Raw genomic sequence first — 15,894 nt, 5'->3', positions numbered from 1 at the left:
AAGAAAATCAATCTTCCGCCCATCTGTGAACGTGCGAGACCGATGGCGACGCGCACGACCAGCCCGCGCCCTGGCCGCGAGGGCTGCCGCGGCGTATAGAGAATAGAACGGTCAGGCCGCGGCAAGCCGCCGGCGAGCGAGCGAGGTTTCCTGTGGCGAAAGGCGCCGCGAAGCAATCCAGGAAGGGCAAGGCGGACACGCCGTCAGCGGAGCCCGAGCTGCTCACCGGCTCGCTGGCGCCGAAAGAGGCCACGCCGACGCTGGAATCGGAGATCGGCGCCGAGGTCCGCCGGCTGCGCAAGGATCTCGATCTCACCGTCTCCGAGCTCGGCATCGCCGCGGGGATCTCGGCGGGCATGCTGTCGAAGATCGAGAACGGCTCGATCTCGCCGTCGCTGGCGACGTTGTCGGCGCTCGCCAAGGCGCTGAACGTGCCGATCGCGCGGCTGTTCCGCGAGAACGGCGAGGAGCGCGACTGCTCCTTCGTGAAAGCCGGCCAGGGCGTGCGCATCGAGCGGCGCGGCACCAAGGCCGGCCATCTCTACGACCTGCTCGGCCACTCGCTCGGCGGCGACGTCGTGGTCGAGCCCTATCTGATCACGCTGAAGGGCGACGCCGTCCCCTACACCGATTTCCGCCATGCCGGCGTCGAGTTCATCTACATGCTCTCCGGCAAGGTGCGCTACCGCCATGCCGACCGGCTGTATCTGCTGGAGCCGGGCGACGCGCTGTTCTTCGACGCCGCCGCGCGCCACGGGCCCGAAGAGCTGATCAAGGCGCCGATGACCTATCTGTCGGTGATCATCTATCCCAGGCGCAGCCGGTAGCCGCGAAGCGCGGCTGCCGCGCGCACACGCACAAGCCGGTCAGGCGCTCTTGACCGACCGGCTTGGCGCGCGGCGAGCAGCCTTCAGAAGAAACCGAGCTTCTTCGGGCTGTAGCTCACCAGCATGTTCTTGGTCTGCTGGTAATGGTCGAGCATGACCTTGTGGGTCTCGCGGCCGACGCCCGACTGCTTGTAGCCGCCGAACGCGGCATGCGCGGGATAGGCATGGTAGCAGTTGGTCCAGACCCGCCCGGCCTGGATGGCGCGGCCGAAGCGGTAGCAGGTGTTGGCGTCGCGGCTCCAGACGCCGGCCCCCAGGCCGTAGAGCGTGTCGTTGGCGATCGACAAGGCCTCGTCCTCGGTCTTGAAGGTCGTGACCGAGACGACGGGCCCGAAGATCTCCTCCTGGAACACGCGCATCTTGTTGTGGCCCTTGAACACCGTCGGCTTGACGTAGTAGCCGCCGGCGAGATCGCCGCTGAGCACGTTCCGCTCACCGCCGATCAGGAGTTGCGCGCCCTCGTTCTTGCCGATGTCGATATAGGACAGGATCTTCGACATCTGCTCCGACGAGGCCTGGGCGCCGATCATCGTGGCCGGATCGAGCGGGCTGCCCTGCACGATCGCGCCGACGCGCTGAAGCGCGCGCTCCATGAACCGCTCGTAGATCGACTCGTGGATCAGTGCGCGGCTCGGGCAGGTGCAGACCTCGCCCTGGTTGAGCGCGAACATCACGAAGCCTTCGATCGCCTTGTCGAGGAAATCGTCGTCCTCGGCGCAGACATCCTTGAAGAAGATGTTCGGCGACTTGCCGCCGAGCTCGAGCGTCACGGGAATCAGGTTCTGCGAGGCGTATTGCATGATCAGCCGGCCCGTCGAGGTCTCGCCGGTGAAGGCGATCTTGGCGATGCGCGGCGAGGAGGCCAGCGGCTTGCCGGCCTCCAGGCCAAAGCCGTTGACGACGTTGAGCACGCCCGCCGGCAGCAGGTCGCCGATGATCTCCATCCAGACCATGATCGAGGCCGGGGTCTGCTCCGCCGGCTTCATGACGACGCAATTGCCCGCCGCGAGCGCGGGGGCGAGCTTCCACGCCGCCATCAGGATCGGGAAATTCCAGGGAATGATCTGGCCGACGACGCCGAGCGGTTCGTGGAAGTGATAGGCGATGGTGTCGTGGTCGATCTCGGCGATCGAACCTTCCTGGCCACGGATGACGCCGGCGAAATAGCGGAAGTGATCGATCGCGAGCGGAATGTCGGCCGCGGTCGTCTCGCGGATCGGCTTGCCGTTGTCCCAGGTCTCGGCCAGCGCGAGCGTGGCGAGATTGGCCTCCATGCGGTCAGCGATCCTGTTGAGGATCAGCGCGCGCTCGGTGACGCTGTTGCGCGCCCAGCCGTCCTTGGCGGCATGCGCCGCATCGAGCGCGGCCTCGATGTCGGAGGCATCGGAGCGCGCGATCTGGCACACCGGCTGGCCGGTGATCGGCGAGATATTGTCGAAGTATTTTCCGGCGCTCGGAGCCTTCCAGGCGCCGCCGATGAAGTTGTCGTAACGCGCAGCGAAAGGCGGCTTGAGCGCCGCATGGACGTCAACCTTGGTCATTTCTCTCTCCCATACACGCCGATGTCCACGGCGTTGGAGAGAGGCTCGGTCAAACCGGGTTTTCGGACCAGTGGCAGGCGGCGGTGCGTCGCCGGAAGTGTCGCAGTTCTGCGACAAGGCGACTGGCAAAACCGCGCTTCAGCGCTCCAGCCCGAGCCGCTTCATCTTCCGATGCAGGGTGGCGCGCGACATGTCGAGCTCCTTGGCGGCCTTCGAGACGTTGCCGGCGGCACGCGCGAGCGCGCGCTTCAGCACCGCGCGCTCGGCCGCGTCGATATCGTCACTCTCGCTCCGCGCCCCCCTGATCAGGTCGCTCGCCGGGACCGGCCGCGCCAGTGCCGACGCCGACAGGCCGAGCGCACGACGCGCCGCACGCGTGGCGCCAACGACGAGATCGTTGCTGTCCACCGCGAGCAGCGAGTTGATCTCGCGCTCGCTCTCCGGTGTCAGCACGATGCGCGCCTGCGGAAAGGCCTGGCGGAAATTCTCCGCCTCGATGAGGCGCGCGGCGTCCGCGACCGTGGTCGAGATCAGACGGCCGAAACCTTCGGTGAGATCCGTCCGGCATGACGACACGTCAAGTGCCGCCCTGAGCTGGCCATTCTCGTCGAAGATCGGCGCGGTCGTGCAGAACAGCCGGGAATTGCGGGTGAGGTAATGCTGGTCCCGGTCGATGGTCAGCGGCCGCTTCTCGACCAGGCAGGTGCCGATCGCGTTGGTGCCCTCGTGCCGCTCGCTCCACACAGCGCCGGTCCACAGCCCCCAGGACTCGAATGTCCCATCGTCCCCGCGGGCGCCGCGCCGGTCGAGCACCGTGCCGTCGGCATCGGCCAGGAGCACGGAGCAGCCGACGCCGCCGACGGCGAGAAACAGCCGGTCGAGGCTCGCTTGCGCGATCGCGAGCAGCCGTCCCAGGCGCTCCCGCGCCACATTGATCTCGGTGGCCGTCAGACGGCGGGAGGGAGCATGGGTCGCCGGATCGAGTGCATGGAGATGGCCGGAGCGACGCCATGAGGCTGCCAGCGCCGAGACCGCCGGGCTGGCGGTGGCATCGTCCTTGAGATCGCCTTTGGTATCGCCTTTGGCGACAGCATCCAGCACGCGATCGGAATGCGCACTCCCGGGCGCGCGCCGCATGTCTCTCCTCCTGGCCTTCTCCCAGCCGATCTTCTTTGCCGTCAGATTATGGCGAATACAGCACCCCTGATTGACCGAGGTCAAGCAACGCGCCCGGAAGCCTGACTGCGAACGATTAGCCGCAAGACGCATGCGGCAGCGGCCACCCCTTTTGCGTGTTACGTCGACGACCGGCAACCTCTACGTTTCCGGACAATTACCGGGTGTCGCAAGGCTGCGACACAAGCGGACGCGAAACGACCGGCGAGGCAGTCTGCGGGCGCCATTCCTCAAAACGCGTTAATCCCGGTTCCCCCATGGTTCCCGCATGCGCCCACCGCACGCCCCGAGACTGAGGTCGCGCGACAAACATCAAGAGAGAGAACCATGCGACTGATATCCTTTGCGGCCATCCGCTCCATCCAGACCAAGATCGCCCTGATCGCGGGCGTCTGCCTCGTCCTCACCTGCATTGTCCTGATCGGCTACGGCCTGTTCTCGACACAGAGCATGAATCAGTTCGTCAACCGCGAGGTGATGCAGCTGGTCGATCAGCAGACCAAGGAAAGCCTGATGAACCGGGCGGCCGCCGAGGCCAACGTCATCAAGGCCGAGCTGGAGGTCGGATTTGATGCGGCGCGCACCCTGGCGCATTCCTTCGCGGTGCTGGCGGACGACAAGAGCGGCATCGACGCCGCCTCGCGCCGCACGCAGCTCAACGCCGTTCTGCGGCGCGTGCTGGAGCTCAACCCGGCGTTCAACGGCACCTACTCGGCCTGGGAGCCCGGCGCGCTCGACGGCAATGACAACGCGTTCAAGGGACGCAAGGACGTCGGCTCCGATCAGACCGGCCGCTTCCTGCCCTACTGGACGCGCAGCGCCGGCGGCGCGATCGCGGTCCAGCCGCTGGTCGAATACGACAGCAGCGAGCGTCATCCTAACGGTCTCGTGAAGGGCGCCTGGTACATCAACCCGAGCAGCACGGGTAAGGAGAACATCCTCGGACCGCTGCCCTACATCGTCCAGGGCAAGCCGGTGTTTCTGGCCACGATGTCGGTGCCGGTGATGATCGACGGCAAATTCCGCGGCCTCGCCGGCGCCGACTACAATCTCGATTTCGTTCAGACGCTCGCGACCAAGATGAACGCCTCGCTGTTCGGCGGCAAGGGCAAGGTCGTGATCCTCAACGACACCGGGCTCGTGGTCGCCGACAGCGCCAATCACGACGTCATCGGCAAGGCCGCGACATCAGCCGATCCGCGCTGGACCGACAGCGCCGCCATCGTCCGCACCGGCAAGGGAACGGTTCAGGACGATCCCAATGTCACCGACATCGACATCTACGCACCCATTCGCCTTGGCCTCACCAACACGCCGTGGTCGGTCGTGATCTCGATCCCACGCCATGTCGTGCTGGCCTCGGCGCAGCAGCTCGACGCTTCGCTGAGCGGCCGCTCGACCACCAACACGATCTGGCAGCTCGGCGTCGGCATCGTGATCACGGCGCTCGCGATCTTCCTGATCGCCGTTGCGGCGCGCAGCATCGCCCGTCCGATCCAGGCCTGCGCTGTCTTCGCCGACGGCATCGCCAAGGGCGACTTCAACCAGAACCTGACGATCGACCAGGCCGATGAGGTCGGCGCGCTCGCCACGTCGCTGAAGGCGATGCAGGGCGACCTGAAGCGCAGCATCGCGCAGCGTGCGGAGGACCAGGCGGCCGCGGACGCGGAGCGCAGGCGGGCGATGAACGTGATGGCGGACCAGTTCGAGGCTTCGGTGGGCGGTATCGTCGAGACGGTCTCGGCCGCCTCGCACACGCTCGAAACGTCGGCGGGTACGCTGACCATGACCGCGGACCAGGCCGAGAAGCTCGCCACGACCGTCGCCGTCGCCTCGGAGCAGGCGTCGACCAACGTGCAGTCGGTGGCGTCGGCGACCGAGCAGATGGCGTCGTCGGTCACCGAGATCAGCCGCCGGGTGCAACAATCCGCGCAGATGGCGAACGATGCGGTGACCCAGGCGCGAAGCACCACGGGCCGCGTCGGCGAGCTCTCCAAGGCCGCGGCGCGGATCGGCGATGTCGTCGAGCTGATCAACAGCATCGCCGGCCAGACCAACCTGCTCGCGCTCAACGCGACCATCGAGGCGGCGCGCGCCGGCGATGCCGGACGCGGCTTCGCGGTGGTCGCCACCGAGGTCAAGGCGCTCGCCGAGCAGACGGCGAAGGCGACCGGCGACATCGGCCAGCAGATCGCGGGCATTCAGACCGCGACCCAGGAGTCGGTCACCGCGATCCGCGAGATCAGTGACACGATCGAGCGGCTGTCGGAGATTTCGGCCACGATCGCGGCCGCGGTCGAGGAACAGGGAGCCGCGACGCAGGAAATCTCCCGCAACGTGCAGCAGGCCGCCCAAGGCACGCAGCAGGTCTCATCCAACATCACCGACGTGCAACGTGGTGCGACGCAGACCGGCACCGCCTCGTCGGAGGTGCTGTCGGCCGCGAAGCTGCTGTCGCGGGACAGCGGCCGGCTCAAGGACGAGGTAAGCAGGTTCCTCGGCTCTGTCCGCGCCAGCTGAGCCGTCGCGTCCGGCAGACGACCACACTCTCTGACCGGAGCTGACCAGAGCCCCGCCCATCGGCGGGGCTCATGTCGTTCAGGGTGACGATCGAGACGCCCAGAGATGACGACTTATCCCCTGTCGTCAGAAAGATGCTGGCAGACCGCCCCCACTTGGTGCGATTGTCCGCCCCAGCGCGATCGCGCAATCCGAAACCCGCCATTAAGCTGCAGGCGGCAAAGGTCCTGCGCATCGCCGATTGGAGTCCTCTCATGAGCCGCCTCGTCTATGTTCTCAACGGCCCCAACCTGAACCTGCTGGGCAAGCGCCAGCCTGAGATCTACGGCCATGAGACGCTGGCCGATGTGGAGCGCGACTGCCGGTCGCTCGCAACCGAGCTCGGCCTGGAGATCCGCTTCCAGCAGTCGAATCGCGAATATGAGCTGATCGACTGGATTCACGAGGCGCGCGAGACCGCCGCCGCCATCGTCATCAATCCCGGCGCGTTCACCCATACGTCGGTCGCGATCCTCGATGCGCTCAATGCGTTCGACGGCACGGTCATCGAGGTGCACATTTCCAACGTGCACAAGCGCGAGGAATTTCGTCACCACTCGTTCGTCTCCAAACGCGCCGACGGCGTGATGGCGGGCTTCGGCACCCAGGGCTATCAGCTCGCGCTGCGACGCGTCGCCAAGCTGCTCGATGACGGCAAGGCCGTTGCTGGCTGAGACGCCGTCAGTCCGGGGCAGCCCTGAAGGGGCTGAACCCGGACTCTCGAGATCGCCTGATCAGCTCGGAACTCCGGGTTGGATGCTGCGCCCCGGAATGACGGCTGCAGACATCAGCACCGCAGGCGCCCGCCGCAGCGATCCACTTGAAGCCATGCGCCTGCTCAATCGCCCTGGGCGAATCGCCCCGCGCAACGCGCATCGAGCGCGCCGTCGCTCACACCGGTGAAGCCGAAGCCGTTCCAGGCATAGACCTGGGTCCGTGTCGATGACGGCGTCGCCGTATCCAGCATGATGAAGGAATCGCCGCGATGCAGGGCGCAGAGATAGGATTGCCCCGCATCATCGGCGATCAGCACCGCATCGAGCAGCGGCCAGGCCAGCGCCGAGCCGCGCCACTTGGCCACCAGGCCGTGCGGCGTGACGTCGTAGACATAGGGACGGGGACCGTCCTCACCGTCGATCGGCGAGGCATGGCGTTCGAGCGTGAACAGCAGCGGTGGCTCGCCGGCCATCAGGCGTCCGGCTTCCGCTGACAGCAGCGCACGCGGCGGCGTTCGCCAGCGGCTCGCCGCCGCGCGGCCTTCGATAACGAAGCGGTCCGAGACAATCTCGCCGTCGCGAATCCAGGGACCGATGGCAAGCCCTGACACGCGCAACGGCGCTCCCGCTGTCACGGAACACTGGGCGAGACCCGCCTGCGGCTGCTCGGGCGCCGCCAAGGCGGGATAGGCCGAGCCCTCCGGCGTCCTCGTCTGCAGGCCGCCGCAGGCCAGCCGGTCGTCCTTGATCGCGCAATCGGCGATCAGGCCGCGCTTGGTCAGCGGATATTTCTGGTCGAAGACGTGATTGCCGAGCGAGTAGAACACCGGCTTGCCATCGACGCAGGCCGGCGGCTGCACGACGTGCGGATGCGCGCCGATGATGAGATCGGCGCCCTGCGCGACCAGCCACCTCGCCGCAGCCTCCTGCTCCGGCACGACCCAGTCGGCGAGCTCCTTGCCCCAATGCACGGAGACGATCACCCAGTCCGCCAGCGCCCGCGCCAGCCGCAGCTTCCGCGCGACCTGCCACGATGGGATCCGATCGACAAGATCATCGCGGCCTGGAACGAGGTTCACGCTGATCAGCGCCAGCGTACGGTCGCGAACCTTGACGAAGGCCGGCGACTCCGCCGCTCCGATCGCGCCGAGCCCGGCCGCCTGCAGCGCCGCGCGGGTCGCCTTGCGCCCCGCCGCGCCGAGATCACCCGCATGATTGTTGGCAAGGCCGAGCGCGGTGAAGCCGGCGTCCTTGAGCAGCGGCACCAGCTTCGGCTCGACCGCGAAGCACAGCTCCTTCGGCGCATCGCAGGCGTCCGCCGGTCCGACGGTGCCTTCGAAATTGCCGACCACGAGATCGGCGCCCCGAAACGTGTCTCGCAGGCCATGCCATGGCGACAGGCCGTGGCGGGCGTCGATCTCCCGCGCCACCTGCCGCGCCAGCATGATGTCGCCGGTGAACAGCAGCCGCGCCGCCTCGGACTCCGCCGCATCCGCCACTGCCACGCCGGACAACATCAGCAGCAGCGCTAGCGCTGCGCGCCTCACGGCTGCCGCGCCGGACACGACAACACGTTCGCCGACAGATGCCGCGCCACCCAGTCCGGCCGCGGCTGCGCATCGACCATCTTGCGCCATTCGGCATCGTCGAGCGGCCGGGGCGAGGCGAACTCGTAATAGGAATAGACGCCGCCCTTGACGATCTGCGAGCGACCGCCATGCGGCACGATCTGGTCCCATTCCAGCGGCCGTCCGACGCCGAGCTCGCGCGTCGTCCCGGGCGCGTCGGCGACGTCGACCACCTTCATCATCGGATCTGGGTTGGACAGCGCATATTGCGGGTTCGACAGGCTGGAGAAGATCAGGAAATTGTGCTCAGCGGCGCGGGCGACATATTGGATCAGCCTGTAGTCCTCCGCGCTCAGCGTCTCGCCCTTCAACTCCTTCTCGGCAATCCTCTGATATTTGCGGATGGAGTCGCGAGACTCCGTCAGGCGCCGGATGATGCCGTCGCGCAGCCGCGCATTGGCCGCGGCATCTGCCGCGAGGCTCCGGCCGTCCCGCACCATCGCGATGGTCGCCTCGAACAGATCGGCGATCGCCGCGAAGCTCGCCGGATCGGGCTCGACATAGCCGCGCGGCGGCTGCATCACGATCGCCTCGAAGCCGCCCTCGCCGCATTCGGCCACCGTCTTGTCGTTGACCAGCACCGTGGCGTGGCGCAGCGTCGCCCAGGATGCGAGCCCCGTCTGCAGGCGCTTGGCGTTCCAGACCGGGCCCGCGACTGTTGAAGCCGTCGTGCTGTCGGCCCACTGCGTTGCCAGCGCCGCGATCCAGGAATCGTAGAGGCTGCTGCGCGATTGGCCGCCGGCCGCGGCGAAGCGCTGGCGCACCGCGGCGATGCGGCCGGCGAGATTGGGATAGGTGGCGAAGTCGCGGCTGAGCAGCTCGCTTGCCAACCGATTGCCGGCGACGGCCGCGAAGTCCAGGCCCGACGGCAACAGGCGCGAGCCGCCGTCGCGCGTCACGATCCGCTCGGCGGCCGGCCGGTCGGCGTGGTCGACGACATTGTCGAGCGCCTCATTGTCCCAGCCCCAGGACAACGGAAACAGCCGCGGGCCGCGCGTGTCCGGATGCGAGGCGATGGTCGAGGCCGCGCCGCCCCACACGAGGTCGAGCCGCGATGAGGCGATGAACGGCCGGTACACCGCGATCCAGTCGGTCGCCGCCCTGCCGACGGACGCATCGAGGCCGCGCAGCATCGCGGTGTCCTCCGCCGACAGCGGCAGCGCGCTGAGATAGCGCACCGCGCCGAAATAGCGCTTCTGCGCGTCCGTCGTGTAGTGCCCGCGCGGCTTGAACTGCGCAAAGTCCAGCGTCTCCTGCAGCGCCAGGGACTGTTCGGCGCCGCGGGCCGCGACGATGAGACGTGCTTCGGCATTCGACTCGCTACGGCCATCGAGCACGGCATGCGCCGCGGCGAACGCCTTGGCCATGCGGCTGCCCGGATGCCGCCTGGCAAGCTCCGCATCGGCGGCAGCGACGAAGCGGGCGAAGGCCGGCCCGGCCTGCTCGCGCTCGAGGATGATGAACAGGCCGTCGAAGGCGGCGCTGTACAATTCCCAGAACAAATCCGTGGTGACAAAATAGGGCCGCGTCGGCACCCGCGTGTCGGGCGCGCCGCATTGATAGGACTCGGTGTCATACAGCTTGTAGAGCTGGTCCATCTCCGGCAGCCGCCGGAACAAGCCGCGGTCACGCACGAACGCCTGCTGGTCGGCGGCGCTCTCCATGTACATCCAGGCGTTGGCGACGTCGGCCAGCGGCACCGAGATCGGCAGATACCGCAGGCTCCTGACGGCACCGTTCGTGGTGAGCGCGATCACGCCGCGCCCGTCCGGCATCTGCGACGGCACCGAGTCGAGCTTGTACTCGCCGAGCGCGACCTGGTCGGAATTGTCGACGAGACCCCTGATGCGGACGCCGGGCTGACCGGGCTGCCAGTCGATCATGGCGATGCCGTTCGGCGTGTAGGTCAAGGTATGGCCGCAATCACGGCCGAGCGGCGCGCTCTTGCCCCAATTGTCGGCGGCGTAGGTGAGCTTGTGCAGGCACTTCTTCTGGTCTTCCCACACGAGCTGATTGCCGGCGGGATGGAATTGCAGCGGCAGCGCCGATGCCGCGATGGTCGTGTTCGGCGCCTCATCATCGTTCTTCTTGCCAGCGTCGCGCTGCGGGCCGACCACGGTGTAGAGCCCCTTGCCGGTCTCGGTCACCGTGCGCAACGCATAGGCGCCGCTGGCGAGCTTCTCGCCGAAGAACAGGCGCAGCACCGGCGCCTTCTCGCCGTTGACCTCGAACGGACGCGGGCCGACCACCAGCCGGCGCAGCGATGCGGCGCTGCTGTAGACCGTTGTCGGCGTGAAGCTCGCCGCGGTCGCATCGAGCCTGAGGATCTGCGAGCCGCGCTCGGTCGTGGCAAGCAGGAACACCGCCTTGCCGCGGGGATGCCAGGTGATCGAGACGAGCCGCGTCTGCGCCGGCACGTCGATCCGGCGGGAGAAGCCGTCGCGGCCGAACGCCCAGAATGCCACCTGCTGGCGGCGCGCGGCGTCCTCGACGATGACGGCGGCTTCACGGCCGGTCGGCGACGCCTCGTAGTCGCGCAACGACAGCCCCTGCGGCAGATCGAGCGCGACCGGCTCGGCCGGCGAGCGCGCCACCACGATCTCCTCCTCGTCATAGGCGAACGGGCCTTGATAAGGCTCGCTCGGCGCGGCGGCTTCGTCGACGAGCGGCGTCTGCGCGCGGGTGCCGGTCACCCCGATCAGCAGGGCGCCACAGACGAGCAACGCGCGCGAGACGATTGTCATGCCATCCTCCGTTTTGCCGTTCACGCGGCCGGATCATTTTGTCCGTGCGCGGCGTCGAAACGTTCAATGCGGCGACGCATGGGCGTGCGCAACAGAAAAGGCCACCTGGGGGCTCCAGGCGGCCTGTCGTCTGTGGAGATCGGAGCGCGCCGTCAGCGGCCGAGGCGCGGCAGAATGTCGAAGCGGTAGTTGACGCCGACCAGAGCCGTGTGAATCTGCGTCTTCTGGCTGACGACGTTGGGTCCGCCGGTGATCGCGGCCGCGCCAGGCACGGTGCCGGTGACCGTGCCGAAATCGGCATAGTCATACTCGGCGAAGGCCGACCAGTTGCGGGCGAACATCCACTCGACGCCGGCGCCGACCGTCCAGCCGCTGCGGTTGAACGCCGTGCTCGCCGATTGCCCCGTCGCCGTGTTGGTCACCGCCACGCGGGTGCGCGTCCAGGCGGCGCCGCCTCTGGCGTACAGCAGGACCTCCGGCGTCACCAGATAGCCGGCACGCAGCGTCGCGGTGTAGAGGTTGCTGACGCGCGTATCCAGCGCGATCCCAGGCGCCAGCGACGTCGTCGCATTGATGTTGCCGAGATCGGCCATCGCCTGGATGCCGACGACGAAGCGGTCGAACTGGTAGTCGCAGCCGAGCTGCAGGCCGCCGAGGACGTCGCTGCCATTGCTCGATGAGGCCGTCGGAATCTGCACGGCCGCAACCGGCAGCGGCGCCACGTTGCCGCCTCCGGCGACGGGCGGTGGATTCTGAGGCGGAGGATTTTGCGGCGGCGGGTTCTGCGGCGGAGGATTGTTGTTGCCCTGCGGTGGCGGCTTCGGCTGGCCGCCGTCCTTCGGCGGAGTCTTCGGCGGCCAACCGGGCTTGTCCGGATGCTGCGGCCAGCCGTCGTGATCGTGCTTGCCGCCGTGCTGCTGCCAATGATCCTTGTCGGGCTTGCCGCCGTGGCCGCCCTTGTCGTCGTCGTGATCCGGCTTCGCCCAGGCGTAGCTGTCATAGCCGGGCTTTGCCGGCTGCTTCGACCAGCCGAACGAAATCGGCTTGTCGTAGCCGCCGTCCTTCTTGCCCCAGCCGCCGCCGGCCTTGTTGTCATCATGCTTGTCGTGGCTCAGCCAGGAGTAACGGTCGGAATAGCCGTTCGAATGCAGCTGCGACCAGCCGCCCGACTTGTCATGATCGTCGTCGTGGCGCTTGCCGGACCAGTTGTCGCTATATTTGACGTCCTTGTAGTTATCCTTGTAGTTGTCGTCCTTGTCCTTGGACGGCGTCTGCCACGGCCAGGACGGCTTGTCGCCACCTTTCGACCCGACCTGCGGCCAATGATGGTCGCCGTGATCGTGCTTGGAGGGCGGTTTGCTATAACCTCCGTCGTGATCCTTTTCGCAGAGAGCGGGCTTGCTGGGCTTCCACCAGCCGCCGCCGTGATCGCCATAAACCGGAGGCTTGTGAGGCGGCTTGTAGGGCGGCTTGCCTCCGCCGTTGTTCCCGCCGGGGTTGTTCGGCGGCGGCGGGTTCTGCGGCGGGTTTGCAACCACCGGCGGCTTGGCCGGCGGAGTGTTGGCATTGCCGGCAGGCTGCTGCTGCGCAGGCTGCGCGGGCGCGGCGCCGGCATTGGCGAGCTGACTCCACGTCTGCTGCTGACGCGACCACGCCATGCCGCCATTGGCGCCGACATGGCAGCCACTCCACCTGTAGGCGAATACGTCGGGAGGCGGGAGCGGGGGCGGCAGGGCGAGGTCGGTCGCCCAAACCGATGTCGTACTTCCTGCGAAAGTAGTTAGGCAAAGGCATACGCCAAATACGCGACGCATCGAACTCACAACTCCTGAACACGGGCCGCAACTACGGCGGCCGCATCAGGAGGGTCAGATTGTGTCGCGACCTGAATTGAAAAATGTCAATCGAAAGGAATGCAGATCGCCGTGATGAGCCGTTAACGATTCCGTTTCGAGTGTTGCGCCGGAGATGCAGAATTCAGGCAAAATGAAGCAACGCCCGACACGATTGCGACGCAGAGTGCGCGGGCCGCTCGGTCCGCTGCGATCGTTCGTCGACGAACGCAGGTGGCCGCGCGAGGCGGCGCGTTGCGAATGCATCGCTGGCTGCAGGCTGATTCGTGCGCACTCTCGATGGGACGACCGATCAGTCGATGCTGATTGCTCGCGCAGGTAGATGCGGATGATGTCGCAGTCGCGCGAGGATCGGTGCGTCGGTTCGGCAACACGCGTCGCGGCTGATCGCGGCGTCGAGGTCGAGGTTCCCTCGAGCGCGCGCGAGACTGCCGATCGCGGCGCGCCACCGATGCGGACAAACCATGGCGCCCACCGCCGCAATCCCGGCGAATGCGGCGATCCCTCGTCGGTGCCGCGACGGAGACTGATCAAAGGCGCCGCAAAGCGTGCATGATTGCGGCGCGCCACGATCTTGCGGCGCGCCGCGCAGGAGAGGCGCTCAGGGATTGCGCCGCGAGAACGAGATTGCGTAGGCGGCGCTGCGGATGTCGATCATCGGATCGTCGGAGGCCTCGATGCCGTCGGGGAGCTGGCTCGGCAGGAACAACAACTGCTTTTGCGCGGCATCGCTGTCGGCCACCGCCTTGTCGATCGTGACGACGCCGAGCTCGACCAGCTTGCGATCGTCGGGCCACGGCTTCGCGGGGTCCTTGGTGTCGTCGCCGGCGGCGGCGAGCTGGGCCATGAAGCGGAACGTCACCGGCCCCTGTTTCAGCCGCGCCGGCAGCTCGGCCATCAGATAGTCGGGCGCGCGCTTGGCGGCCTCGGCCTTGTCGAGATGCACCACCTTCTCCGGCAGCATCTGATAGCGGATCGCCTGCTTCGCGCCGGCCTTGTTGACGAGCACGAAGGCGTTGACGCCGAAATAGGCCTCGTTGGCAAAGCTGTCCGGCGTCGCGATGGTGCCGAGCGCGGCCGGCACCGACGGGTGGCTGCCGATGAACTGCTCGAGCTTGGTCGGCTTCGCCGCGTTCGGCCCGGAGTCGGCGATCGCCAGGAACAGGTCGCGCAAATCGGCCGCCGTCGAGACGGGGAAGAACTTCAGCGAGTTGATGACGATGTCCATGTCGCTGCCGTCAGCGAGGCGAAACTTCACCGCCATGCCGTGCGGATTGGCGTCGTCGGATCCATCCGGCAGGTTCGGCACGCCCGTCGAATCCGAGAACCGCACGGTCACCGGGATCTCGCCGCCGCTGAACAGCGACGCCTTGCTTAAAGTCGCCGCCTCCGCCGACGGCTTGAACCTGCCCTCGACCACCACGCCCTTGGCGTGATTGGCGCGGAAGCCGGCGTGCACGCCGAACACCTTGTTCATGGCATCGACGAGCTGCTGCTCGAGCGGCGCGTCCTCGGCGTAGGCAGCGGTGGGCAGCACGAAGGCCAGCGCGGCCAGCGCGGCCACGATTTTGCGTGTCATGATGGAGCGGCTCCCTGTGTTGTCGTCAGTCATCCATCATCACACCACAAATTCGCGACGGGAGCGAATATCGTGACGGCGCATCACGCGCCGAGCTTGCGGCCGAGGAAGTCGCGGATCAGCGGCACCATCTCGTCGGCCTTGTCCTCCAGCGCGAAGTGCCCGGTGTCGATCAGGTGGAACTCGAGCTGCGGCAGGTCACGCTTGTACGGATGGGCGCCGTCGGCCGGGAAGATCTTGTCGTTCTTGCCCCAGACGATCAGCGTCGGCGGCTGATGCTTGCGGAAATAGGCCTGGACCTTGGGATAGAGCGGCAGGTTGGTGCGATAGTCGTAGAGCATGTCGATCTGGATGTCGGCATTGCCCGGACGGTCGAGCAGCGCCTGGTCGTGGACCCAGTTGTCGGGCGAGACGCGGCTCAAATCGCTAACGCCGTCGGTGTACTGAAACTTGGTGATCTCCAAGGTCACCAGCTTGTAGAGCGGCTTGCGGCGCGCCTCGGAGTGGTCGGCCCAGTACGCCTTGATCGGATCCCAGAACTCCTTCAGGCCCTCGTCATACGCATTGCCGTTCTGCACGATCAGCGCCGTGACGCGCTCGGGATGCGCGAGCGCCAACCGCCAGCCGACCGGCGCGCCGTAGTCCATGACGTACATCGCGAACTTCGTCACGCCGAGCTGGCCGAGCAGCCCGTCGATCAGCTCGCCGAAGCGATCGAACGAGTAGGTGAACTTCGTCCGGTCGGGCATGTCGCTCTGGCCATAGCCGGGATAGTCCGGCGCGATCACGCGATAGCGGTCGGCGAGCTGCGGAATGAGGTTGCGGAACATGTGCGACGAGGTCGGAAAGCCGTGCAGCAGCAGCACCACCGGCGCGTCCTTGGACGCGTCCTTGGGCCCGGCCTCGCGATAGAAGATATTGATGCCGTCGATCGTCGCCGTGCGATGATGCGTCACCACCGGCGCCGTGCCGGCCGGCGCGGCGCGCGCGGTGGCTGTGCTCTGCGACACGGCCGCGCCGGCCGCAAGCAGCGGCAGACCGAAAGCAAAGCGGCGGCGGCTCGGGGCGGCGAGCGGACCGGTCGGACGAACGTGCTTCATGTCGGACTCCAAGGCAGATTGAGGTGCGAGCCACCGCGACGGCGGCATCATCCGGCGCCGCGCGACACGACCTGCGCGGCCCGCGGCGGATGATCGTCCTCGGAGGTATCG

At 67.2% G+C, this 15,894-nt stretch carries 11 protein-coding genes; 3 read left to right on the top strand and 8 right to left on the bottom strand.

The window, feature by feature from the left end:
* Positions 1-152: 152 nt before the first annotated feature.
* Positions 153-827 carry a helix-turn-helix domain-containing protein gene (locus tag ACQR0Z_RS05880; protein WP_434878436.1) on the top strand — a complete coding sequence of 225 codons (675 nt, stop codon included), beginning with the start codon at positions 153-155 and terminating at the stop codon, positions 825-827.
* A gap of 83 nt (positions 828-910) precedes the next feature.
* Here the strand turns inward: ACQR0Z_RS05880 and adh are convergent, their stop codons facing one another.
* Together adh and ACQR0Z_RS05870 are read right to left on the bottom strand one after the other, a co-directional pair.
* Positions 911-2,428, bottom strand: a complete 1,518-nt coding sequence (gene adh, locus ACQR0Z_RS05875) for an aldehyde dehydrogenase (RefSeq protein WP_434917952.1) — start codon at positions 2,426-2,428, stop codon at positions 911-913.
* A gap of 138 nt (positions 2,429-2,566) precedes the next feature.
* Positions 2,567-3,565: a helix-turn-helix domain-containing protein gene (locus ACQR0Z_RS05870; protein WP_434917951.1), complete on the bottom strand. Its 999-nt coding sequence runs from the start codon at positions 3,563-3,565 to the stop codon at positions 2,567-2,569.
* Between the two features lie 366 nt (positions 3,566-3,931).
* Between ACQR0Z_RS05870 and ACQR0Z_RS05865 the strand changes: the two genes are divergently transcribed.
* Both ACQR0Z_RS05865 and aroQ read left to right on the top strand, forming a co-directional pair.
* Positions 3,932-6,124, top strand: coding sequence for a methyl-accepting chemotaxis protein (locus ACQR0Z_RS05865; protein WP_434917950.1), 2,193 nt, complete (start codon positions 3,932-3,934; stop codon positions 6,122-6,124).
* A 254-nt stretch (positions 6,125-6,378) separates the two neighbouring features.
* The gene (gene aroQ, locus ACQR0Z_RS05860; protein WP_434878432.1) at positions 6,379-6,837 is read left to right on the top strand and encodes a type II 3-dehydroquinate dehydratase; all 459 of its coding nucleotides are present in this window, start codon (positions 6,379-6,381) and stop codon (positions 6,835-6,837) included.
* Positions 6,838-7,001: 164 nt separating this feature from the next.
* Here aroQ and ACQR0Z_RS05855 read toward each other — a convergent pair whose 3' ends face one another.
* The 6 genes from ACQR0Z_RS05855 to ACQR0Z_RS05830 all read right to left on the bottom strand — a co-directional run bounded on the left by ACQR0Z_RS05855 (position 7,002) and on the right by ACQR0Z_RS05830 (position 15,783).
* Entirely contained in the window at positions 7,002-8,426 is a 1,425-nt protein-coding gene (locus tag ACQR0Z_RS05855; protein WP_434878431.1) for a CapA family protein, read from the bottom strand.
* Positions 8,423-11,251: a DUF3160 domain-containing protein gene (locus ACQR0Z_RS05850; protein ID WP_434917949.1), complete on the bottom strand. Its 2,829-nt coding sequence runs from the start codon at positions 11,249-11,251 to the stop codon at positions 8,423-8,425. Before ACQR0Z_RS05850 ends, ACQR0Z_RS05855 begins: the two co-directional genes overlap by 4 nt.
* 152 nt (positions 11,252-11,403) lie before the next feature.
* Positions 11,404-12,909, bottom strand: a complete 1,506-nt coding sequence (locus ACQR0Z_RS05845) for an outer membrane protein (protein WP_434878429.1) — start codon at positions 12,907-12,909, stop codon at positions 11,404-11,406.
* Positions 12,910-13,119: 210 nt separating this feature from the next.
* Entirely contained in the window at positions 13,120-13,674 is a 555-nt protein-coding gene (locus ACQR0Z_RS05840) for a hypothetical protein (RefSeq protein WP_434878428.1), read from the bottom strand.
* 31 nt (positions 13,675-13,705) lie between these two features.
* The gene (locus ACQR0Z_RS05835) at positions 13,706-14,686 is read right to left on the bottom strand and encodes a catalase family peroxidase (RefSeq protein ID WP_434878517.1); all 981 of its coding nucleotides are present in this window, start codon (positions 14,684-14,686) and stop codon (positions 13,706-13,708) included.
* Positions 14,687-14,766: 80 nt separating this feature from the next.
* Positions 14,767-15,783, bottom strand: coding sequence for an alpha/beta fold hydrolase (locus tag ACQR0Z_RS05830; RefSeq protein WP_434917948.1), 1,017 nt, complete (start codon positions 15,781-15,783; stop codon positions 14,767-14,769).
* Positions 15,784-15,894 lie beyond the last annotated feature (111 nt).

The organism is Bradyrhizobium sp. HKCCYLS3077 (genome assembly GCF_051167555.1).
Taxonomy (GTDB): domain Bacteria; phylum Pseudomonadota; class Alphaproteobacteria; order Rhizobiales; family Xanthobacteraceae; genus Bradyrhizobium.
Note: the sequence above shows the minus strand (reverse complement) of the source record. Positions and strands in the feature narration are given on the sequence as shown.

Coding starts and splice junctions, on each gene's coding strand:
- ACQR0Z_RS05870 (WP_434917951.1), bottom strand. CDS start 3,565: ATGCGGCGCGCGCCCGGGAGTGCGCATTCCGATCGCGTGCTGGATGCT.
- aroQ (WP_434878432.1), top strand. CDS start 6,379: ATGAGCCGCCTCGTCTATGTTCTCAACGGCCCCAACCTGAACCTGCTG.
- ACQR0Z_RS05830 (WP_434917948.1), bottom strand. CDS start 15,783: ATGAAGCACGTTCGTCCGACCGGTCCGCTCGCCGCCCCGAGCCGCCGC.
- ACQR0Z_RS05850 (WP_434917949.1), bottom strand. CDS start 11,251: ATGACAATCGTCTCGCGCGCGTTGCTCGTCTGTGGCGCCCTGCTGATC.
- ACQR0Z_RS05845 (WP_434878429.1), bottom strand. CDS start 12,909: ATGGCGTGGTCGCGTCAGCAGCAGACGTGGAGTCAGCTCGCCAATGCC.
- adh (WP_434917952.1), bottom strand. CDS start 2,428: ATGACCAAGGTTGACGTCCATGCGGCGCTCAAGCCGCCTTTCGCTGCG.
- ACQR0Z_RS05865 (WP_434917950.1), top strand. CDS start 3,932: ATGCGACTGATATCCTTTGCGGCCATCCGCTCCATCCAGACCAAGATC.